At 72.4% G+C, this 23,774-nt stretch carries 10 protein-coding genes; all 10 read left to right on the plus strand.

Going from position 1 to position 23,774, the window contains the following annotated elements; translation table 11 throughout:
* Window positions 1-113 precede the first annotated feature (113 nt).
* Window positions 114-6,866 (plus strand): non-ribosomal peptide synthetase, encoded by a 6,753-nt coding sequence (locus tag OG395_RS57395; RefSeq protein ID WP_327250076.1) that lies wholly within the window; start codon window positions 114-116, stop codon window positions 6,864-6,866.
* The gene (locus OG395_RS57400; RefSeq protein ID WP_327250077.1) at window positions 6,863-12,430 is read left to right on the plus strand and encodes a non-ribosomal peptide synthetase; all 5,568 of its coding nucleotides are present in this window, start codon (window positions 6,863-6,865) and stop codon (window positions 12,428-12,430) included. The genes OG395_RS57395 and OG395_RS57400 overlap by 4 nt, the downstream gene beginning before the upstream one ends.
* Window positions 12,427-13,599 carry a saccharopine dehydrogenase NADP-binding domain-containing protein gene (locus OG395_RS57405; RefSeq protein ID WP_327250078.1) on the plus strand — a complete coding sequence of 391 codons (1,173 nt, stop codon included), beginning with the start codon at window positions 12,427-12,429 and terminating at the stop codon, window positions 13,597-13,599. Before OG395_RS57400 ends, OG395_RS57405 begins: the two co-directional genes overlap by 4 nt.
* The gene (locus tag OG395_RS57410) at window positions 13,596-15,701 is read left to right on the plus strand and encodes a Gfo/Idh/MocA family oxidoreductase (protein WP_327250079.1); all 2,106 of its coding nucleotides are present in this window, start codon (window positions 13,596-13,598) and stop codon (window positions 15,699-15,701) included. Before OG395_RS57405 ends, OG395_RS57410 begins: the two co-directional genes overlap by 4 nt.
* A gap of 9 nt (window positions 15,702-15,710) precedes the next feature.
* A complete protein-coding gene (locus OG395_RS57415) occupies window positions 15,711-16,970 on the plus strand; it encodes a cytochrome P450 (RefSeq protein ID WP_327250080.1) in 1,260 nt (419 codons plus the stop codon).
* Window positions 16,967-17,812, plus strand: a complete 846-nt coding sequence (locus OG395_RS57420) for a thioesterase II family protein (RefSeq protein ID WP_327250081.1) — start codon at window positions 16,967-16,969, stop codon at window positions 17,810-17,812. The genes OG395_RS57415 and OG395_RS57420 overlap by 4 nt, the downstream gene beginning before the upstream one ends.
* Before the next feature lie 73 nt (window positions 17,813-17,885).
* Window positions 17,886-18,614, plus strand: a complete 729-nt coding sequence (locus tag OG395_RS57425) for a class I SAM-dependent methyltransferase (protein WP_327250082.1) — start codon at window positions 17,886-17,888, stop codon at window positions 18,612-18,614.
* Complete coding sequence (locus OG395_RS57430; protein WP_327250083.1) at window positions 18,611-20,497, plus strand: ABC transporter ATP-binding protein; 1,887 nt, start codon at window positions 18,611-18,613, stop codon at window positions 20,495-20,497. The genes OG395_RS57425 and OG395_RS57430 overlap by 4 nt, the downstream gene beginning before the upstream one ends.
* Window positions 20,494-22,251: an ABC transporter ATP-binding protein gene (locus OG395_RS57435; protein ID WP_327250084.1), complete on the plus strand. Its 1,758-nt coding sequence runs from the start codon at window positions 20,494-20,496 to the stop codon at window positions 22,249-22,251. The genes OG395_RS57430 and OG395_RS57435 overlap by 4 nt, the downstream gene beginning before the upstream one ends.
* Before the next feature lie 58 nt (window positions 22,252-22,309).
* Window positions 22,310-23,707: a salicylate synthase gene (locus tag OG395_RS57440; RefSeq protein WP_327250085.1), complete on the plus strand. Its 1,398-nt coding sequence runs from the start codon at window positions 22,310-22,312 to the stop codon at window positions 23,705-23,707.
* Window positions 23,708-23,774 lie beyond the last annotated feature (67 nt).

Genomic DNA, 23,774 nt, shown 5'->3' on the forward strand with positions numbered 1-23,774 from the left:
CTCTAGAAATGATAATCATTTCAATCTAGGCTGGATTCGGTCCTGTGTGAGGGGGATTCCAGCGCCCGCCCCCCGACCCGACTTCCACCTCATCCGATCGGAAGGCCCCATCAGTGAGCGATGAAGCAGTCGTCCAGGCACGGACAGCGGAAGGTGGCACCGGCAGTCGTGACCTTCACGCGCCGGCGGCGGTACGTGAAGCGGTGGCACGCGCGCTGGAGATGGCGCCACAAGAGCTGGACGACGACCGGGACCTCTTCGAACTCGGGCTCGACTCCCTGATGTTGATGTCCCTGGTTGGTGTCTGGCGGCGCGAGGGCAGCACGGTCACCTTCCAGGACCTCACGCGCAGCCCGACCCTGGAGGCGTGGACGGCTCTGCTCGGGCAGGAGCGCCACGGTGAGGCGCCCGCCACCGCGCGACCGGTCCCGCCCGTGGCGCTCGACGCTGCGGTGACCGAGGCGCAGACGGATACTTTCCCGCTGGCCACGATGCAGCACGCCTACTGGATCGGACGCCAGGACGGACAGCCCCTCGGCGGCGTCGCCGCGCACTTCTACGTCGAACTCGACGGCCACGAGGTCGATCCGGCCCGGTTCGACACCGCCCTGCGGGCTCTCGTGCGGCGGCACGGCATGCTGCGGGCCGTCTTCGACGAGGAGGGAAGCCAGCGCTTCGGTGCTCCGGGCGCCCCGCTCACCGTGCACGATCTGCGTGAGCGCACCGCCGACGAGGCCGAGTCCGCGCTGGAGGCGCTGCGCGAGCGCAACACCCACGCGCGCCCGGACATCGCCGCCGGTGACGTTTTCCGTGCGGCTCTGTGCCTGCTCCCCGATGGCAGGACCCGCGTGCAGGTCGACCTGGACATGATGGCCGGCGACGCGCTGAGCCTGCGAGTCCTCCTGTCGGACCTGCGCCGCTTCTACGACTGTCCCGACGACCCGCCGCGCGAACTCGACCTGGACTACCGCCGGTACCTCGCGGAGCACGACGTCCGGCGAAGGGCGGAACGTGAGCAGCACGCTGCCTGGTGGCGTGAGCGCCTGCCGGATCTGCCCCGCGCCCCACGGCTGCCGACGACCGTCGACCCGCTCACCCCGGTCCGCGCGGACGACAGCGCGCTGACCCACTCCCGACGCCTGCACCACTGGCTCGGCCCCGCCGACAAGGCGGCGCTGATCAGCGCCGCGCGCAGGCACGGCATCACCCCCGCCGCCGCCCTCGCCACCGCCTTCGCCGAGGTCATCGCCGCCTGGAGCGACAGCCGACGCTTCCTCCTCAACCTGCCGCTGTTCGACCGGGAGATGTTCACCCCGGAAGTCGCGCAGCTGGTTGGGGACTTCAGCAGCTCGGTCCTGCTCGACGCGGACATGAGCGCGTCCTTGCCGTTCTCCCGGCAGGCCCGCGGCCTCCAGGAGCGTCTGCAGGAAGGCATCTCCCACGGCGCGTACGGCGGCGTCGATGTGCTGCGCGACCTCGCCCGCGTCGAGGGGGCCCCGGTGCTGGCCCCGGTCGTCTATACCAGCGCCATCGGCCTGGGGGAGATCTTCGAGCAGGATGTCCAGAAGTCCTTCGGCCGCCCCTCCTGGATCATCTCCCAGGGCCCCCAGGTCTACCTGGACGCCCAGGTCACCGAACTCGACGGCGGCCTCCTCCTCAACTGGGACGTACGCGACGGCGTGTTCGAGGCCGGCGTGCCCGACGCCGCGTTCGACGCCTACCGCCGCCTCATCACCCACCTCGTGACGGGCCCCGACGCCTGGGCCCGGCCGGTGGACGGTCTGCTCGCACCCGACGTCCTGCCCCGGCGCGCGGTCGCTGCCCTGCCCCCCACGCCCGTACCGGACCGTGCCCTGCACACCCGCTTCTTCCGGCTCGCCGAGACCGAGCCGGGCCGTACCGCGGTCGTCCGCACCACCGGCGACACGCTCACCTACGGCGAACTCGCCCACGCGGCACGCCGGATCGCCGCGCTGCTGCGCGACCACGGCGTACGGGAGGGCGACACCGTTGCGGTCACACTGCCCAAGGGCGCCGACCAGATCACCGCGGTCATCGGCGTCCTGGCCGCGGGCGCGGCCTACGCCCCCGTCGGCGTGGAACAGCCCGCCGTGCGCCGGGAACGCATCCACTCCGTGGCCGGCGCGTCCGCCGTGCTCACCGACCGGCACCACGCCTCTCTCTGCGCGGACGTCTCCTCGGCCCCGGTACTGCTCCTGGAGGACGCGTCGGCGGCGCAGCCCGCACCGGTCGTCCAGCCGGACCCCGACCTGCCGGCCTACGTGCTGTTCACGTCGGGCTCGACGGGGCTGCCCAAGGGTGTTGAGGTGTCACACCGGGCGGTCGTCAACACCATCGAGGCGATGGAGGAGCAGCTCGGGCTCGGCCCCTCGGATCGCACTCTCGCGATCTCCGCGCTGGACTTCGACCTCGCGACCTGGGACATCTTCACGCCGCTGTCCCTCGGCGGCCAGGTGGTCGCCGAGGGACAGGAGCACCGCCGGGACGCCCACCACTGGGCACGGCTGGTACGGACGCACGGGGTGACGCTGCTGCAGTGCGTGCCCGCGCTGCTGGACCTGCTGATGGCCGCGGGGGAGGACGAGGGTCTCGGGACCTCCTTGCGTATGGTGCTGCTCGGTGGGGACTGGGTCGGGCTCGACCAGCCGCGCAGGCTGCGCGCCCTCGTGCCCGGCTGCCGTTTCGTGGCGCTCGGCGGCATGACGGAGGCCGCGGTCCACTCGACGGTGTTCGAGGTGGCGGAGACCGACCCGGCCTGGAAGTCCGTCCCCTATGGCCTTCCGCTGCGCAACATGCGGGCCCGCGTCGTGGACGGACGGGGACGCGACTGCCCCGATCTCGTCCCCGGAGAGCTGTGGATCGGCGGGCCCGGTGTGGCGAACGGCTACCGTGCGGACCCCGAGCGCACGGCGGAACGCTTCGTCGAGCACGACGGCGAACGCTGGTACCGCAGCGGTGACCTGGCCCGCTACCGGCCCGACGGGGTGCTGGAGTTCCTCGGCCGCGCCGACCACCAGGTGAAGATCGGCGGCCACCGGATCGAACTGGGCGAGGTCGAGTCCGCGCTGGAGGACGACCCCGCCGTCCTGCACGCGGTCGCCACCGTTCTCGACAGGCCCGTGCGTCACCTTGCCGCGGCGGTGTCCGCCCGCGGTGAGGCACCCGACCCGGAACGGGTCCGCCTCCGGGCGGCGGAACGACTGCCCTCCTACATGGTCCCCGAACGCGTGCTGGTCCTCACCAACCTTCCGCTGACTGCCAACGGCAAGCTCGACCGGGCGGCCGTCCGCCAGGCGCTGACCGAGGCGGCGGGCCAGGACGGGCCTCGCACGTCGGCACCGGTCGGACCGGTGGAGACCGCTGTGGCGGCCGAGTGGGCCGACCTGCTCGATGTTGCCGACGTGGGACGCGAGAGCAGCTTCTTCCTGCTGGGCGGCGACTCCCTCGTCGCGACGCGCATGATCGGCCGGCTGCGCGCCGCCGGTTTCCCCGGCGCCCGCGTGGCCGACCTCTTCGCCCGCCCCGTCCTCCAGTACTTCTGCGAGACCCTGCACCCCACGGCGGCCGACAACGGCGAGCCGACAGCGCCGCCCCTCCTCGTGCCCGACCCGGACCACGCCCACGAACCCTTCCCGCTGACGGACGTCCAGGCCGCGTACCACACCGGCCGTGACCCCCGCTTCACCCTCGGCGGCGTCGGCACCTGGCACTACACGGAGTTCGACGGCACCGACGTCGACCTGGACCGGCTCGAGCGCGCCTGGAACACCCTCGTCCGGCGGCACGGCATGCTCCGCGCGGTCGTCGAGGACGGACACCAGCGCGTCCTGACCGACGTACCGGCGGTGCGCATACCGGTGGAGGACGCCCGCGCCGGCGGCGCGCCCAAGGCGCTCGCCGGCCTGCGGGCCCGCCTGTCCCACCAGGTCCGCGACCCCGCCCGGTGGCCGCTCTTCGCCCTCGAGGCGGTGCGCTACCGCGAAGACGGGGAGGCCGGAGAGAACGACGACGAGGTACGGACCCGTATCGCCATCGGTCTGGACTACCTCCTACTCGACGCGCTCTCCATCACCACGCTCTACGCCGAACTGAACGCGCTCTACGCCGACCCCGACCACGAACTGCCGCCCGTGGACGTGTCGTTCCGCGACTACCTGACCCGCCTCCCGGCGGACCCGGAGTCGGACGCCCGGGCCCGCGCCCACTGGCAGGCCCGGCTGTCCGAACTGCCGCCCGCTCCCGCCCTGCCCTTCGGCCAGGACCCGGCGACTCTCGACACGCCTGTTTTCACAAGGCGTCGGCTGTGCCTGCCCGCAGTGGACTGGCAGGCCGTCAAGCGGGAAGCGGCTCGGCACGGCCTGACACCGTCCACCGTCCTGCTGGCCCTGTACGCGGAGGTCCTGGCGGCCTGGAGTGGAACCGACGCCCTGACCGTCACCCTCACGCTCTTCAACCGGCGCGACGTACACCCCCACATCCACGGGGTGCTGGGCGACTTCACCTCCCTGTCCCTCGCGGGTCACCGGCGCGAGGGGACGTCGTGGCTGGCGGCGGCCGGCGCGCTGCAACGCCGTCAGGCGGAGGACCTCGACAACGCCGGCGTACCGATCGACTGGCTGCTGCGGGAGTTCGGCCGTCGCACCGGCACGGTGGACGCCGCCGCGCCCGTCGTGTTCACCAGCGCCATCGGCGTCGGTGACGCGACGCTCGCCGGATCGGGCACCGGCTTCCCCGCGAAGGTCTGGGGCATCTCGCAGTCCCCGCAGGTCTGCCTGGACAACCAGGTCACCGAGGAGTCCGGGAACCTGGTCGTCACCTGGGACGCCGTCGAGGAACTGTTCGCCGAGGGCGTGCTGGACGCGATGTTCGCCGCCTATGAACGGCTGCTGCGGCACGTCGTCGCGGGTGACTGGGAGGCACCGCTTCCCGACCTGCTGCCCGCCATCCAGTACGAACGGCGGGCCGCCGCGGCACGGGAGGCCGCCCTGGAACCGGTGGCGCCGGGCCTGCTGCACGAGACGTTCTTCACCCACGCGACGGCCACCCCCGACCGCACTGCCCTCGTCACGACAGCAGGGGAGGAGGTGACGTACGGAACCCTCGCCGACCAGGCGCTACGCACGGCCGCCGCGCTCGGCGACGCGGGCGTGCATCCGGGCGACCTGGTCGCGGTCACCCTGCCCAAGGGCCCGGAGCAGATCGCGGCGGTCCTCGGCGTCCTCGCGGCCGGCGCCGCCTACGTTCCCCTGAGCCTCGAACAGCCCGCAGCACGGCTGGAGCGGGTGCACGCCACCGCCGGATTCGAGGTGATTCTGGGGAGTTGGCACGCCCCGGAAGGTACCGGCCCCCGCACCCTGTCCTTCGCGGACACGCAGGGCCGCGAGCCGCTGCCCGCGCCGTGTGAGACGTCCCCCCAGGCGCTCGCCTACGTGATCTTCACGTCGGGTTCCACGGGTGAGCCCAAGGGAGTCGAGATCACCCACGCCGCCGCCTGGAACACGATCGCGGACATCGACGCCCGGCACGGCATCGCCGGGGACGACCGTGCCTTCGCGCTGTCGGCGCTGGACTTTGACCTGTCCGTGTACGACGTCTTCGGCCTGCTTGCCGCTGGCGGCTCCCTCCTGCTGCCCACCGAGGACCAGCGCAGGGAACCGGCCCGCTGGCCGAGTCTGCTGGACCAGTACGGGGTGACCGTCTGGAACACCGTCCCCGCCCTGTTGGACCTGCTGCTCGACGCCGACGAACACGGCGGACCGGACGGTGGTCGGATAGGGAAGCTGCGGACCGCACTGGTCTCCGGTGACTGGATCGGCCTCGACCTGCCCGCCCGGCTGCGGGCCCGGACCACGGGGCCCTGCGCCTTCGTCGCCATGGGCGGAGCCACGGAAGCCGCCGTCTGGTCCAACACCCTCACCGTCGCCGAGCTGGACCCCCGGTGGGTGTCCATCCCCTACGGACGTCCCCTGACCGGGCAGTACTACCGCGTGGTCGACCGGGACGGGCGGGACTGTCCCGACTGGGTGCCCGGCGAACTGTGGATCGGCGGCGAGGGACTCGCCCGCGGCTATCTGGCCGACCCGGTCCACACCGCCGAGAAGTTCGTCGAACAAGGCGGCCAACGCTGGTACCGGACGGGTGACCTCGGCCGGTTCCGGGGCGACGGACTGCTGGAGTTCCTCGGCCGTCTCGACAGCCAGCTGAAGATCGCCGGCCACCGCATCGAGGCCGGCGAGATCGAGGCCGCGCTGGAGGCACACCCGGCCGTCGCACGGGCCGCCGTCGTGGCCGTGGGAGAACGCACCGCCAAGCGCCTGGTCGCCTTCGCCGTACCGCAGGACCTCACCGTGGACGGCGCCCCCGCCGACGAGCCGGTGCTCCCCGAATCCGTCACGCCCGTCGAGCACCCCGACCTCACTGAGAGCCTCTTCGGCCTGCTCGCGGAGCGGGTGCCCGTCTACGCCGTCCCGTCCCGCATCCTGCTACTGCCCGCCCTACCCCTCACCGCGAACGGCAAGGTCGACCGGGGAGCCCTGGCCGGCCTGGCGGGACCGGAGACGGTGTCCGTCGGCGCCGAACCGCCACGGGGCGAGACCGAGACGGTCCTGGCCGCACTCTGGCACGAGTACCTGCCGCACAGGGTGCCGGACCGCAACGCCAACTTCTTCACCGTCGGCGGAGACAGCCTCACCGCGCTGCGCCTGCTCACCGCGATCGAGCGCCGCCTCGGAGCCACCGTGCCGGTGCGCCGCTTCTTCGCCGCACCGACCATCGCCGCGCTCGCCGCGGACGTCACCCGAACGCTCGCGGCCCATGAGACCGCCTACGAGACCGGAGAGCTGTGAACATCGCTGAACTGCTGGCCCGCTACGCCGAAGAGGGCGTAGTGCTGTGGGCCCAGGACGGACAACTGCGCTTCCGGGCCCCCCAGGGCCGGCTCACCGACACGCACCGAGCCGAACTGCGCACCCACAAGGAAGCCATCCTCAGCCACTTGGCGGCCGGGGAGCCGACGCTGTGCGGTGACCCGGGCAGCCGCCACGAACCCTTCCCGCTGACGGACATCCAGGCCGCCTACCTCATCGGCCGCACCGACGCCTACGCCTACGGGGGCGTCGGCTGCCACGCCTACGTCGAACTGGAATACCCCGACCTGGACGTGGACCGCGTCACCGCAGTGTGGCGGGAGCTGGTCCAGCGGCACGACATGCTCCGCGCCGTCATCCACCACGACGGCTACCAGCAGGTCCTGCCCGACGTGCCCGCCTTCTCCGTCGGAGCCGATGGCCTGACCGCGCTTCCGGCGGCCACCGCCGAGGCGGAGGTGGAGCGCACCCGAGCGCGTCTGTCCGCACGCGAGGCGCCCACCGACCAGTGGCCACTCTTCGACGTGCACGTGACCCGGACCGCCGAGCGGACCGTGCTGCACCTTTCCTTCGACATGCTCGTCGTCGACCACGCCAGCCTTCGCATCCTGCTCGCCGAGTTCCAGCGCGGCTACGGCGGTGCCGCCCTCTCCGAGGCGCCGCGGATCACCTTCCGCGACTACGTCCTGGCCCGCCGCGCCCTCGCCGACACCGACGGCCACGCCCGCGACCGCGCCTACTGGACCGAACGGCTCGACACCCTCCCGCCCGCCCCCGAACTGCCCCTCGCGGAAGCCTGGGAGGCCGCCGTGAGCGATCCGGGCGAAGGGAGCCGGACTTCGGTTCCCGGCGACGCGGTGACGTTCCGCCGGCTGGAGGTCCTGCTGGCCGCGGCCGACCGGGACCGGCTCACCGAGCGGGCCGCGCGGCGCGGGCTGACCGTGTCCACGGCCCTGCTCACGGCGTACGCCGAGACGGTGGGCGCCTGGTCGCGGACCAGCCGGTTCACGCTCAACGTGCCCACGGTGGACCGGCCCGACCTGCACGAGGACATCGGCCGCCTGATCGGTGACTTCACCTCGCTCGAACTGCTCGCCGTCGACCTCGACGCCCCGGCCACCTTCGCCGAACGGACCAGGACTGTGGGGCAGCAGCTCCTCGAAGACCTGGCACACCCGCTGTTCACCGGCTCGGAGGTGCTCGCCGAGCTCTCCCGCAGGGCCGGCGCCCCGGTACTGATGCCGGTCGTCTTCACCAGCGCCCTGGGCAGCGGCGCCACCTCCGAGGGCGTACCCCCTGAGGTGACGTACGCCGTGACCCGGACGCCGCAGGTGTGGCTCGACTGCCAGGTCATGCACCGCGGTGACACGCTGAGCCTGTCCTGGGACATCCGGGAGGGCGCGCTCAGCCACGGGGTGGCCGACGCCATGTTCGAGGCGTACACGGCAGTCGTGCGGTCGCTGTCGGCCGAGGGCGAGGCCGGTGAGGCCGCCTGGGACGCACCGGCCCGCATCGCCCTGCCCGAGGCGCAGGCGGCGCGCCGGAGCGCGGTCAACGCGACCGAGGGGCCCCTGCCGGACGCCCTGCTCCACGAACCCGTACTCGCCCAGGCACGGGCCACACCGGACGCGATCGCGGTCCGCACACCCGAACTGGCCCTGTCCTACCGGCAGCTCGCCGCCCGTGCGAGTGCTCTCGCCGAGGCGCTGACGGCATCCGGACTGCGCCCCGGGGAACCCGTTGCCATCTGGGCGGACAAGGGCTGGGAGCAGGTCGTCGCCGTCCTCGGCACCCTCATGGCGGGTGGTGCCTATCTGCCCGTCGACACGGCCCAGCCGCCCGCCCGCCGGGACACGATCATCGCTGATGCGGGCGTTCGCACGGTCCTCACCCAGTCCTGGCTCGCCGAACTCGAGGACCTCCCGGCGAGCGTGTCGGCCGTTGCCGTGGACCTCGTCGAGGCAGCCGCCGCGGACCGTACGACCGTCGCCGTCCGCCGGGATCCGGACGACCTTGCCTACGTCATCTACACCTCGGGCTCCACCGGCACGCCCAAGGGCGTGATGATCAGCCACCGGGCCGCGCTCAACACGGTCGAGGACATCAACCGCCGTTTCGCCGTCACCGAGCGCGACCGTGTCCTCGGCATCGCGGGACTCGGTTTCGACCTGTCCGTCTACGACCTGTTCGGGCCGCTCGCCGCGGGCGCCACCCTGGTCCTGCCCCAGGCCGACCGGCGCGGCGACCCCTCCCACTGGGCCGAACTCGTCCGCGACTTCGGAGTGACCGTGTGGAACTCGGTCCCCGGCCAGCTCCACATGCTGTGCGACTGGCTCCGCTCCGAGCCGCCCGCCGACGACGCCTCGCTGCGGCTCGCGCTGATATCCGGCGACTGGATACCGGTCGCCCTGCCCGACCAGGCCCGTGAACTCCTGCCGGGGCTTCAGGTCATCTCCCTCGGCGGAGCCACGGAGGGCTCCATCTGGTCCATCGCCCACCCGGTCGGTGAGGTGGACACCGCCCGCCCGAGCATCCCGTACGGCAAGCCCCTGACCAACCAGACGTTCGCCGTCCTCGACCGGCACCTGCGGCCACGCCCCGAATGGGTTCCGGGCGAGTTGTACATCGGCGGCGCCGGCGTCGCCCTGGGCTACTTCGGCGACGCGGAACGCACGGCACAGCGGTTCCTCACCGATCCCGCCACCGGAGAGCGCCTCTACCGCACCGGTGACCTCGGGCGGTACCTCCCCGACGGGACCATCGAGTTCCTGGGCCGGGAAGACGCCCAGATCAAGATCCGCGGCTACCGGGTCGAACTCGCCGAGGTGGAGGCCGCCGTACAGGCCCACCCGGCGGTCGCGGCAGGCGCGGTCGTCGTCGACGACTCGGCGGCGGGCGGGCGACGCCTGGCCGCGTTCGTGGAGACGGCACGCAAAGACGGCGGGACGGCCGGGGGCGCCGACACGCGCGGTAAGAACGGCGGCGAGCCCGCTGCGGCGAGCCGGGCACAGGCTCGTGCGGCCGCCGCCGACGCCGTGAGCGAAGCCTCCGCCGCCGTCGACGCCGCACAGCTGGGGGACTTCCTGGCCGCCCTCGACGAGGTGGCGCTCGCCGAGATGACCCGCGTCCTCGTGGCCTCCGGGGTGTTCGACGAGGGCGCGGTACGCACGGCGGAGCAGGTGGGCACGGCGCTGCGCGCCACGCCCCGCCACCGGCACATCGTGCGGCGCTGGCTGCGTGCCCTGGCCGCCCGGGACCGGCTCACCCACCGGGACGCCGACACCTACGCCGGGCTCGTCCCCTTCTCCGAGATGGAGGCGGAGCGCGGCTGGCGCCGGGCGGCCGAGCTGGAGCACGAGATCGGGTGGAGCACCGAGCTGCTCACCGTCATGCGCACCTGTGCCGAGCGGCTGCCTGAACTGGTCTCAGGGGAGGTGGGCATCCAGGAGTTGCTCTTCCCCGGCGCGGCGACGGAAGCCGCGGACGCCGCCTACCGCGACAACCTCGCCATCCGTCACCTCAACCGCGCGGTGGTCGCCGCGCTGCGCGAGATCGCCGCGCACCACACCGGTGAGGAGCGGCTGCGGGTGCTGGAGGTCGGCGGCGGTGTCGGCGGCACCACCGGCGAACTGGTGCCCGTCCTTGCCGAGTACGGCGTCGACTACCTGTTCACCGACGCCTCGGCGTTCTTCCTCAACGAGGCCCGCGAACGCTTCGCCGACCACTCCTGGGTCCGCTACCAGCGCTTCGACGTCGATGAGGACCCGCGCGCCCAGCATCTGCTGCCCAACACCTTCGACGTCGTGATCTGCGCCAACACCCTGCACGCCGCCGCCGACGCCGACGCCGCCGTGGGCAGGCTCCGGGAACTGCTCGTCCCCGGCGGACAGCTCGTGTTCGTGGAGAACACCCGCGACGAGAACCTCCCGCTCCTGGTCTCCATGGAGTTCCTGGAGGTCGCCGGCCGGAAGTGGACCGACGTGCGCGAGCACACCGGCCAGTCCTTCCTCACCCACACCCAGTGGCGTGAACTCCTCGACGCACACGCCGCGTCCGAGGTCGCCTCGCTGCCCGACGCCCAGGACGCCCTGGCGCTCACCGGTCAGGAGGTTTTCATCGCCACGATGAAGGACGACCGGCACCACGTGCCGGTGGGGGAGCTGGCCCGCACGGCGTCCACCCGGCTCCCGGAGTACATGCTTCCCTCGGTGTGGCAGGTTGTCGACACCCTGCCTCGCACCGCGAACGGCAAGACAGACCGAGCGCGCCTGCAGTCCTGGCTGCCCCGGGAGAGCGCACCGGTCGTCGTGGACGAGCGGCCGAAGGACGACCTGGAGAACAGCCTCGCCGACCTGTGGTCGGAGCTCCTGGCGGTCGAACGCGTCACCCGCAACGACGACTTCTTCGACCTCGGCGGCGACTCACTCCTGGTGGCCCGGATGGTGGGCCGGCTTCGCGAACGCGTACCGCAGGCGGCGGACCTGGAGTGGGAGGTCGTCCTGCGCCACATGCTGCGCCGCCCCACGGTCGCCGGTCTCGCCGGGTTCCTGCGCGGCTTGTCCGGCCAGCAGGACGCGCCGGCCGCCGGTGCCGTGCGTACGGACCCGGTGATCCACCTGCACGGTGCCCGTTCGGACGACGAGCCGACGACCGTGCTGGTACACGCGGGAACCGCGACGATCATGCCGTACCGGGCGTTGATCACCGAGATCAGGCGCCGCTCGCCGGGCCTGGCCGAGGTCGTCGGCGTGGAGGTCCCGGACCTGGACCAGTTCCTCGCCGCCCCGCCGCAGGGACTCATCGAGCAGATGGCGGCCGACTACGCCCGGGCCCTGACGGCGAACGGGCGGAGCCGCTTCCACGTCGTGGGCTACTGCCTGGGCGGCCTGATCGCCACCGAGGTGGCCCGCAACCTGGCCGAATCCGGCGCGGAGGTGGAGAGCCTCACGGTCATCAGCAGCCACAGCCCCCGCTTCCGGCTGGACGACGAGCTGCTCGCCGAGTACTCCTTCGCCGTCATGATGGGCATCGACCCGGCCGACCTCGGCTTCCCGGACGACCAGTACCGGGTGGCCGCGGCGGCCGACGCCGTCCTGGCCGCCAGCCCCGGCGTCCTGCCGGACGGCGGGCTCGCGGCGCTGCCCGAGGAGTTCGGGGATGTCGCGAGCCGCTTCCGGGCGCTGGCCGACGTCCCCCGCGCCACCCGCATCGCGCGGATGTGCGAGGCGGTGCCCGCGTCGGCCGGCACCTACGAACCCGACCACATGACGCGGCTCTTCCTCGCCTTCCGGCAGAGCGTCTTCGCCATCACCCGGTACGACGCGGAACCCTACGCGGGCGACATCACCTTCCTGCGGCACGACGGCGCCTACCCCTTCCCGGGCAGCAAGGACGCCGTCACCACCTACTGGGAGGACCTCACCCTGGGCGACCTGGACATCGTCGACATCGGTGGCGACCACTACAGCTGCCTGTCCGTCGAGCACGCGCCCGGCATCCTCAAGACCCTCGGTGAGCTGACCCAGGGAGCGATCACCCGATGACACAGAACACGACGACCGGGAACAAGCCCCTCATCGGAGTCCTGGGTGCCTCCGGGGCAGTCGGCCGGGCCGCCGTACGGGAACTGCGCGCCCTCGGCCACACCGGGCTCCGCCTGGGCGGCCGGACCGCGTCCGCCCTGTGCGCGGTCGCCGATGAGGACCCCACCGGCCATGACGAGACCGTGTGGGCCGACGCCACCGCACAGGACGGCCTGCATGCCTTCACCGAAGGCTGCGACATCGTCCTCAACTGCGTTGGACCCACCTACCGACTCCGTGCCACCGTGGCCTCGGCGGCACTCGCCGCCGGAGCGCACTGCGTCGACGTGGCCGGGGACGACCCGGCCGCCGAGGACCTCCTGAGGGACGGCGATCCGGCCCGCGACGGCCGCACCGTCGTCCTGTCGGCGGGAGCCCTGCCCGGCCTGTCCAGCCTCCTGCCCCGCTGGCTGGCCGGACAGGGCCTGGACAGCGCCTCCGCGCTGACCGCGCACTGCGGCGGCCTGGAGACCTGCTCGCCGACGGTGGCGCACGACCTCATGCTCTCCCTCACCTCCGGAGGCGCGGACGGCGCGGCCTACGGAGAAGCGCTTGCGGCCGTCCGCGACGGCCGACGTGTCCCCCGCGCCCTGCGCATCGCCGAGGACGCCGAACACGGGGCCTTTCCGGGCCGGGTGGCCCTGCAGCCCTACCTCAGCGGGGAGAGCGAACGGCTCGCCACCACCCTCGGCCTCGACCGGCTCGACTGGTACAACGTCCACCCCGGTCCCGCCGTACGCGCGCTGCTCAACCTCCTGCCGGGCCGCCTCGCCGCCGGAGACGACCCCGCGGAGCTGGCGGAGAGGCTGATCCTCGCCGCCGACCTCGACCTGGCCGGACGCAGTCCCTACTACGTCATGGACTTCACACTGACGGGCACCGCGTCCGGGCAGCCGGCCACGGCGGGACTGACGCTGCGCGCGGCCAGCAGCTACCGGCTCACCGCGACAGTGGGCGCGCTGGCCGTGGACGCGGTGCTCCGAGCCGAGGTCCCGGCGGGCGTGCACTTCGCCTGCGACGTGCTGGACCCCGACACCGTGGTGCGGCACCTGCGCTCTCATGGGGCCGCGGACCTGCGGCTCACCGGAACGGCGGCCGGCGCCGAGCAGGTCGAAGAGGGGGTGCTGTGAGCACTCTGGCGTCTTTCCGGGTGCTGGTCTGCGGCACCAACTTCGGCCGCTTCTACGCCGAGGCGGCACGCCGACGCCCCGGTTACGCACTGGCCGGCGTCCTGAGCCGGGGCTCGGCCACCTCCCGTGCGTACGCGGAGAGTCTGGGCGTCCCCTTCTACACGGACGTCGACGACCTCCCGGCCGACATCGACGCCGCGTGCGTGGCGGTGAGTTCCTCCATTTCGGGCGGCCAGGGCACCGAGCTGGCCAGAGCACTCATGGACCGGGGCATTCACGTCCTCCAGGAACACCCCGTCCACCTGACCGAGCTGACGGACAACCTCAAACACGCCCGTCGCCAGGGCGTGCAGTACCGCCTCAACACCCACTACCCGCACGTCGCTCCGGTCCGTGCCTTCATCGACGCGGCCCGCAGGCTCATCGGACAACAACGACCTCTCTTCGTGGACGCGGCCACCCCGGTCCACCTGATGCACCCCTTGGTGGACATCCTCGGACAGGCACTGGGCACCCTGAGGCCCTGGCGATTCGCGGACCCGGCACCGCTGCCCGCCGGGATCGGGCCACAACCGTTCCGCTCCCTGCACGGCGTGTTCGCCGGCGTACCGTTCACCCTGAGAGTGCATCACCAGCTCGATCCGTCCGACCGGGACAACCACGCCCTGCACTGGCACCGGATCTCCCTCGGGACGGAAGGCGGAGTCCTTACTCTGGCCGACACCCATGGGCCGGTCCTATGGAGCCCCCGTCTGCACATCGGACGCGATGCCGACCGGCGCTTCGTCCTCGACGGGCGGCCCGGCACCGGCCGCCTGGGGCTCGGTACCACGGCCGTCATCGGAAACACGGGAACTTTCCGTACCGTCTTTTCCGACCTGTGGCCGGAAGCGATCGGCAGTGCCCTCGACGGGCTCCGCGAGGCCGTCGCGCAGGGCGGCGACGCCCTGCGCACGGGGCAGTACGAGCTGGCCGTGTGCCGCATCTGGACCGACCTCGCGGCACGGCTCGGACCGCCCGAGATCGTCCGACCGGCTGTGCCGCGGCCCTTGGCGGTCAGTGATGTCTTCCCTGCCCCGGAACAGCGCGCCGAAATGGACCGTGCCCGCAACGGGCGCGCTCCGGTGCGGGGTCAGCCGGCCACGACCTCTTGGCCGGCTGACTCTGGCTCCGTGGGCATCGCGGCCGATTCGGACCCGCCCCGTCGTGTGGGCACCGCGCCCGACGACGATCCGTCCGGCCCCGCGGAACCCTTGCCGTACACCCCGTCGGCGGAGTTCTTCGACCTCGTGGCCGCCGAGCACACCGCGACCTCAAGTGTTCCGGCCATCGTCGAGCTCTTGGCGGACGTCGACCTCAGTGCGGGGCCGGTGCTCGACATCGGGGCCGGTACCGGCCTGGTGACCGAAGCCGTCGCGCGGGCCCGCCCGGACGCCGAGATCATCGCCTGCGAACCGGCGGTCAGCATGCGCGCCGTGCTCACCAGCCGGGTCTTCAGCGAACCGGACCTGCGGACCCGGGTCACCGTCACCGCGGACGCCGCTCCCGACCTGGACCTTCCGGACCAGGTCAGCGTCGTCCTGCTCTGCGGGGTCCTCGGCCACCTCGACGCCGACGGCCGATCCCGGTTGTGGCGGCGGCTGACTTCACGACTGGCCCCCGGCGGGCTCGTGGTCGTCGAACTCATGCAGTTCGACGAACCACTGATCCTCCCCGAGACCAGGCTCGCCACCGCCACCGCCGGACGCCACCGCTACGAGTGGTCGTTCAGCGGAGCACCGGACGAGACGGAGGACGGCGTGATGCGCCTGCACTCCACCTGGCGGGTCTACCGGGACAGCGCCACAGAGGCGGAGCGCGAAGTGCACGACTCCTACCGTTGGGCGCCCTTCGGGCTGAATGACGTGGTGGCCGAATCCGGCATGACCGCACGTGCCCTGCTCACCCGCCCCGGAGCACCCCCGCTGGCCGTACTCACCCGGGCGCCGGACGCGCCGGAGACGACGAACGAGCCGGGCCTGCCGAACGCGCGGACCGCGCCGGTCGTCTCGGACTCCTCGCGCACCGCCACCCCCCTTGTCTCCTCCTCCACCGACAGCTGAGGACCATCCATGACAACCCCCCTGTCCCCGACGTCGTCCGACACTCACGACGGGCCAGCCGCCGCGCCGGACCCCGCCGTCCCGCCCCGGGAATTCCCGATTCGGCGCGGCTGCCCCTTCGCCGCGCCCGCGGAGTACGACGCGCTGCGCACCGACGCCCCGGTCGCCCGCGTCACCCTGCCGACCAAGCGCGAAGCCTGGGTGGTGACCCGCTACGACGACGTACGCGAACTGCTCTCCGACCCGCGCGTCAGCGCCGACATCCGCCGGCCCAACTTTCCCGCGCTCGGCGAGGGTGAGCAGGAGGCCGGGGCCAGGTTCCGGCCCTTCATCCGCACCGACGCCCCCGAGCACACCAAGTACCGGCGGATGCTCCTGCCGGTGTTCACGGTGCGCCGGGTCCGAGCCATGCGCCCTGCCGTACAGGCACGCGTGGACGAGATCCTGGACGGCATGCTGGCCGCCGGCGGTCCGGTGGACTTCGTCTCCGCGTATGCCAACGCCGTCTCCACCTCGGTGATCTGCGAACTGCTCGGCATCCCCCGGAAGAACCTGGAGTTCTTCCGCGACGTCACCCGGATCTCCGGCTCCCGCCACAGCACCGCCGAGCAGGTGTCCGAAGCTCTCGGCGGCCTCTTCGGCCTGCTCGCCGAACTGGTTGCCGAGCGGCGTGAAGAACCCCGTGACGACCTGATCTCCCGGCTCGTCACCGATCACCTGGCCACCGGCAACGTGACGATGGACCAGCTGCTGTCCACCCTGGGCATCACGATCAACGCCGGCCGTGAGACCACCACCAGCATGATCGCCCTGAGCACCCTGCTCCTCCTGGACCAGCCCGAGCTGACGGAGGAACTGCGCCGTGACACCTCCGTGATGCCGGCCGCAGTCGACGAACTCCTGCGCGTCCTGTCCGTCGCCGACTCCATCCCGCTGCGCGTCGCCGCCGAGGACATCGAGCTGTCCGGCCGTCCCGTGCCGGCCGACGACGGTGTCATCGCCCTCCTCGCCGGGGCCAACCACGACCCCGAGCAGTTCGACGACCCGGAGCGGGTCGACTTCCACCGCACGGACAACCACCACGTCGCGTTCGGCTACGGCGTACACCAGTGCATCGGACAGCACCTGGCGCGGCTGGAACTGGAGGTCGCCCTGGAGACGCTCATCCGCCGCGTCCCCACGCTCCGCCTCGCGGGGGACCGGGGCCAAGTCGCTTTCAAGCACGACTCGGCCACCTTCGGCCTCGAAGAACTGATGGTGGCCTGGTGACCGCGTCCTTCTCGCCGAACGCGTCCTTCCCACCCTCCGCCCGTGCCTCCCGCGCCGATAGCCCGTGGATCAGGCGATGGAGCGACGGGCCCGCGTCCCGGCTCACGCTGATCTGCCTGCCTCACGCCGGCGGCAGCGCGGGCTTCTACCGGCCCTGGGCGGTCCTGATGCCACCCGAGGTCGAACTCGTCGCCATCCAGTACCCGGGCCGCGAGGACCGCCTAGGCGATCCAGGAAGCACCGGCATGGGCGAGCTGGTGACCGCGGTGGCCGACGCCGTCCAGCCCCTGCTCGACCGGCCGTACGCCCTCTTCGGACACAGCATGGGCTCCGCCGTGGCCTGGGAACTGGCCCACGAGCTGGACCGCCGCGGAGCCCCTGGCCCGCGCCGGCTCTTCGCGTCGGGCCGGGCCGCGCCCGGAACTGCGGTGACCGGGCAACTGCACCGTCAGGACGACAACGTCTTGTGCGCGGAACTGGGCCGGCTCGGCGGCACCAGCCGAGAGATCCTCGACGACCCCGGGCTGCGCTCCCTGATCCTCACGGCCGTGCGCCACGACTACCGGATCATCGAGACCCACCGGCCGGAAGACCGGCCCCCGCTGTCCTGTCCGATCCACGTTCTGACCGGCAGCGCCGACCCGGAACTCGGCGAGGAAGGGAGCCGCGACCGGGCCGACGGGTGGGCCGACCTCACCACCGCCCGTACCGAGGTACGCGCCTTCCCCGGTGACCACTTCTACCTCACCCCGCGACGGCGCGAGGTCGTCGCCGCCGTCCTGCGCAGGATGGATCCCTCCCTGACTACGGGCGGGGCACGCACTTGGCCGAGCACCCCGTGAACCCCCACCGTCCGGCTGCCCGCACCCGGCACGCCACGCGCACCCCGTCGGCCGCCCCTGCCTGGAGACTGTCGTGATCGACTACTACTCGACCTCGGCCGAGTTCTACGAGCTGGTCGCCACCCGGCACACCGCCAGCAGCGGCCCCCCGCTGGCCCGCGTCCTCACGGGCCTGGACATGTCGCACGGCCCCGTCCTGGAGATCGGCGCGGGCACCGGACGCGTGACCGAGGTCATCGCCTCCGCGCTGCCCGAGGCGGAGATCCTCGCGGCCGAGCCATCGGCCACCATGCGCGCCATGCTCACCTCTCGGGTCGCCCGCGACCCGGACCTGCGGCGCCGGGTGACAGTGGTCGACGGCGCCGCCCAGGACCTCGTCCTTCCCGAGCGGCTCTCCGCCGTCGTCATCTTCGGCGTGGCCGGTCATCTCACCGTCCCCGAACGCGTCGCGCTGTGGAAGCGACTCGCGGCCCGCCTGCCGGACGGGGCGCCCATCGTCGTGGAACTGATGGGAGTCTCCTCACCCCGCCTTATCCCACCGGTGATGTCGCTCCGGGAGACCATCGGACGCCAGACGTACGAGTGGTGGATCGGCGGCGAACCCACCGAGGGCGACGCCATGCGGTTCACCACCACCTGGAAGGTCCTGCGCGAGGGACGCGTCGTGCGCGAGGTCGCCGACAGCTACGACTGGCACACCTTCGACGTCGCCCGGCTGGCCCGCGAGGCCGGCATGACCAGCCGCCGCATCACCGAGGCGGGCGGCAGGCCCATCCCCGAAATCGGAGTACTCGTCAAGTGAAGTCACAACCGTCCGAGCCCGGCCCGGACTCGGTGTCCCGAGCCCCCACAACCCCAGGCGCGGGCACCGGGACGCCCCCGCGCCCGCTCCGCGCGCTGACCGAGCCCGTCCGGGGCCGACTGGCCGTCGCCGTCGCCCTCCAGACCGTCGCGGCCCTCGCCGGAGTGCTGCCGTTCATCGCCGTCTCCCAGATCGCCGATCGTCTCACCGGGGAGTCCCCCGCCGACGGTGACGCCCTGTGGCCGCTGGTCACGCTGGCGTGCGCCGCCGGCCTGCTCGCCCTGGCGTGCGGCACTGCGGCCGGCGCTCTCGCCCACCTTGCGGACAACGACCTCCAGCTCTCCCTCCGTCGTCGCCTCACCCGGCACGTCGGGCGGCTGCCGCTCGGCCGGCTCACCGACCGGGGCACCGGCGAAGTCAAGCAGGCCGTGCAGGACGACGTGAGCGCGCTGCACACGCTGTTCGCCCACACCCTGCTCGACGTCGTCGCCGTCCTCACCGCCCCGGTGCTGGCGCTGGCCTACCTGTTCACGGTCGACTGGCGCCTCGCCCTGGTCAGCGTCGTGCCCCTGCTGCTCGGCGTGTTCCTGTTCAGCCGCGCCATGACCGGTGCGGCGGCACAGATGGCCGAGTTCGGCGCCGCGCTGGGACGGATCTCGGCCGCCGCCGTGGAGTTCGCGACCGGCATCGCCGTGTTCAAGAGCTTCGGACGGGGACGCAAGGCCCACGAGCGTTTCGTCGACGCGACCGAGGGCTTCGCCGACTTCTTCTCCCGCTGGGTCCGATCCACCCTGGTCAGCTCCACCGCCGCCGTGCTGGTGGTCGCCCCGGCCGTCGTCCTGCTGCTGCTGTCCGTGGTGGGCGCGGTGTTCGTCACCCAGGACTGGATGACCGGCGCGGAACTCGTCCCGTTCCTCCTGCTCGGCCCCGCCGTCGCCGCCCCGATGGGCGTCGTCGGCCCCCGCATCCAGCAGATCCGGGCCGGCCAGGCCGCCGCCGTACGCATCACGGAGCTGCTGCACACCCCCACGCTCCCCGAGCCCGCGAACCCCGCCCTGCCCGAAGGCCACCACGTATCCATGCGCGGGGTGTCCTTCTCCTACGACGGGCACACAGACGTCCTCAGCGGCGTCGACCTCGACCTCGCGCCCGGCACGGTCACCGCGCTGGTCGGCCCCTCCGGCTCGGGCAAGTCCACCCTGGCGTCACTGCTGCCCCGCTTCCACGACGTCACGGCCGGCACGGTGACCCTCGGCGGCGCCGACGTGCGTGACATCCCCGCCACCGAGCTGTACCGCCGGGTCGGCTTCGTCCTGCAGGACGTACGGCTGCTGCGGGCGAGCGTCGCCGACAACATCCGCCTGGGCCGCCCCGACGCCACCGACGAGGAGGTCGAGCGGTGTGCCCGCGCCGCCCGCATCCACGACCGCGTCATGGCCCTGCCCGACGGCTACGCGACCGAACTCGGCACGGCCGTCACCCTCTCCGGCGGAGAGGCGCAACGCCTTTCCATCGCACGGGCGCTGCTCGCCGACGCCCCCGTCCTCGTCCTCGACGAGGCGACCGCGTACGCCGACCCGCACTCCGAGGCACTGATCCAGGACGCCCTGTCCGCCCTCGCGGCCGGCCGCACCCTGCTCGTCATCGCCCACCGGCTGTCGACCATCCGCTCCGCCGACCGGATCGTCGTACTGGAGGACGGACGCGTCACCGAACAGGGCCGCCACGACGACCTGCTGGCCGCCGGCGGCCGCTACGCCGCGCTGTGGGAGGCCCAGCGGACCGCTCGGCCGACTGAGGCCGACAACGGCCTCAGCCCCCTGTCCGCCCCCGTGGGCGAGGACCGTGCGGCGGACGACATCCGAGAGGGAAGTACACGATGATTCGTCAGCTCTACCGCGTTCTGGGGCCCGCGGGCTCCCGTCCGCTGAACCGGCTGCTGGTCCTCCAGTCCGGCGCGGCCGTCCTCCAGGGCGTCGCCTTCGCCCTCCTCGTGCCCGTCCTCAAGGCCCTGCTCGGCCCGGACCCCGACGACGTCTGGCCCTGGCTGACGGCGTTCGTCGGCTGCGTACTCGCCTACGCGGTACTCCAGGGCGCGGCCATCAGCGGCGGATTCACGGTCGGTTCCCAGCTCTCCCAGGTGCTCCACCGCCGCATCGCCGACCAGGCCCTACGCCTGCCCCTCGGCTGGTTCACCGCAGGCCGCACGGCCGAGTTCAGCCGACTGGCCGGACAGAACGTCATCCAGGTGATGAGCACACCGGCCCACCTGCTGCGCCCTTTCATCAGCTCCCTCCTCACCCCGGCGACGCTGGTGATCGCCACCTTCTTCTTCGACGTCCGCACCGCCCTGGTCCTGCTGGTCTGCGCGCCCGTACTGTTCGCCGTCCAGCAGGCGAGCACGTCGCTGATGCGCCGGCTCGACCTCGGCCGCGACGCCGCGATCGGCGAGTCAGCCGACCGGGTCCTGGAGTACACGCGAAACCAGCAGGTGCTGCGCGCGTTCGGCCGGACCGCGGAGGGCTACAGGGCGCTGGACGACGCCCTGGTGGCCGAGGCGCGCGCCGACCGGCGGCTCATCGCGCGGGGCCTGCCCGGCCTGGTCTCCTTCAGCTTCGCCACCCGGCTCGTCTTCGCCCTGCTGCTCGCGCTCGGCGTGTCCTGGCAACTCGACGGATCGCTCACCGTGCCCACCCTGCTGGCCCTCCTGGTGCTGCTGGTCCGCCTCATCGACAGCGTGTCGTCAGCCGCCGAGGCCGGCGCGGGCATGCGCATCGCCCGCAACACCCTGGAACGCCTCGGCGCCGTCCTCGACGAACCGCCGTTCCCCCAGCCCGCCGAGCCGCAAACACCCCGCGACACGAGCGTGGAGTTCACCGGAGTCGGCTTCCGCTACGACGACGGGTCGGCCGACGGGGCAGCCGCACGCCCGGTTTTGAAGGATGTGGCCTTCCGCCTGCCCGAGCGCGGCATGACGGCTCTGGTCGGGCCCTCCGGCGCCGGCAAGACCACGATCGCCGGCCTGCTGGCCCGCTTCCGGGACAGCACCGAGGGCACCGTCCGCATCGGTGGCGTCGACGTCCGCGAGATCGCCGCCGACGACCTGGCGGCCCACGTATCCCTCGTGTTCCAGGACGTCTACCTCTTCGACGGCACGATCGAGGAGAACGTCCGGATCGCCGCCCCCGACGCGAGCCCCGGCGAACTGGACACGGCGGCGGCCCTTTCCGGACTCGACCGCGTGATCGAGGAGCTGCCCGACGGATGGGCTACGAAGGTGGGGGAGGGTGGCGCGCGACTGTCCGGCGGACAGCGCCAGCGCGTGTCCATCGCCCGCGCCCTGCTCAAGGACGCCCCGATCCTCGTCCTCGACGAGGCCACCGCCGCCCTCGACCAGGAGAACGAGGCGCTGTTCGCCGAGACCGTACGCACCATGGCTCACCGCAAGACCCTCCTGGTCATCGCGCACCGGCTGAGCACCGTCGTGAACGCCGACCAGATCCTCGTCCTGGAGGACGGCGAGATCACCGAACGGGGCACGCACGACGACCTGGTCACGGCGGGCGGCACCTACGCCGCCTTCTGGGAGCGGCGGGCCCAGGCCCACGGCTGGCGACTGGAGGCGGCACCGTCGTGACCTCACACCCGGCACCAGCGATCGACCGGACACAGCGGCAGAGGAAAGGCATGACACGATGACCACCGGAGTCCGGAGCACCTGGGAGGCATGGGCGAGTTCCGTATCCCCGCTCGCCTGCACGAGCATCCGAGAGCCCTGCCCCGACCCGGCGGCGACCGCAACCCGCCTCGCACAGGCGGGACTCGCCGACCAGTACATGGTGTACGAGGCGGAAGCCGGTGTCTGGCACTTCGTGGCCGGCTCCGCCGTGAGCGTCACCGCCGACGCCACCAACCTCACCGCGCGTTCCGCCGGACAGACCTGGACTTCGTGCACCGGCCAGAAACCACTGACGGCGTTCGCCACCGCCCTGTCCGTCCTGCACGACGCGGGCGACGAATCACGCCACTTCTACGGCTGGGCAGCCTTCGAACTCGCCCACCTCCTTCACGCGGACCCCACGACAGCCGGAGACCAGCCTCTGCTCCACGCGATGATCCCGTCCGTCGAAGTGACCCTCACCGGCGACCGAACAGTGGTCCGCACGGTGGACGAGGCATGGACACAAAAGGTCGCCGACCTGCTTGCGGAGCCCCCACGAGGACGGACGGCTCACGACGAACCGACGCCGGAGAGCACCGAGGGCGTCATCGCCGTCGGCACCGCCGCCTACGGCCAGGCGGTGTCCCGGACGGTCGCGGACATCCACGCGGGGCTCCTGGAGAAGGCAGTGGTCTCCCGGAAGGTCCCGCTGCCCGCCGAGCCCCGCCCGGACTTCCCCGCCACCTACCTCGCGGGCCGCCGGGCCAACACACCGGCACGCTCCTACCTCATGAATCTCGGCGGCTACCAGGCGGCCGGGTTCAGCCCCGAGACCGTTCTGGAGGTCGAGGCGGAGGGGCGCGTCAGCACCCAGCCGCTCGCGGGCACCCGCGCACTTGGCGCCGACCCGGCGGAGAACGAGCGTCGGCGGTCGGAACTGCTCAGCGACCCCAAGGAGATACACGAACACGCCGTGTCCGTCCGCCTCGCCTGGGACGAGATGGCGTCCGTGTGCCGCGCCGGCTCCGTAGCGGTCGAGGAGTTCATGGCTGTCAGGCCGCGCGGATCGGTGCAACACCTGGCATCGCGGGTGACGGGCCGGCTGCGGTCGGACGCCGGACCATGGGACGCCTTCGCCTCCCTCTTCCCGGCGATCACTGCTACCGGGGTCTCCAAACGCGCCGCGCTTCAGGCCCTGGCCCGTCACGAGCAGGGACCACGGGGGCTGTACGGCGGCGCCGTGTTCCGGGGGAGCACCGGTGGAGCCCTGGACGCCGCGCTCGTCCTGCGCACCCTCATCGGTGCTGGGAATGAGGCGTGGCTGCGGGCCGGTGCCGGGGTCACCGGACAGTCCAGCCCCGAGCGGGAGATCGAGGAGACCTGCGAGAAACTGCGCAGCGTGGCTCCCTACCTCAGGTTCGTCGAGGACTGAGCCGGCATCTCCCGAAGAGCTGCCCGAGGTCCTGATCGGTCCGGACCGTGGTGCGGTTCGGGCCGAT

Origin of the sequence: Streptomyces sp. NBC_01320 (assembly GCF_035974375.1) — a bacterium.
Lineage (GTDB): Bacteria > Actinomycetota > Actinomycetes > Streptomycetales > Streptomycetaceae > Streptomyces > Streptomyces yanii.

Excerpts from the sequence above, each read along its gene's own strand:
- OG395_RS57435 (WP_327250084.1), top strand. The coding sequence starts at position 20,494 with ATGATTCGTCAGCTCTACCGCGTTCTGGGGCCCGCGGGCTCCCGTCCG.
- OG395_RS57405 (WP_327250078.1), top strand. The coding sequence starts at position 12,427 with ATGACACAGAACACGACGACCGGGAACAAGCCCCTCATCGGAGTCCTG.
- OG395_RS57415 (WP_327250080.1), top strand. The coding sequence starts at position 15,711 with ATGACAACCCCCCTGTCCCCGACGTCGTCCGACACTCACGACGGGCCA.
- OG395_RS57440 (WP_327250085.1), top strand. The coding sequence starts at position 22,310 with ATGACCACCGGAGTCCGGAGCACCTGGGAGGCATGGGCGAGTTCCGTA.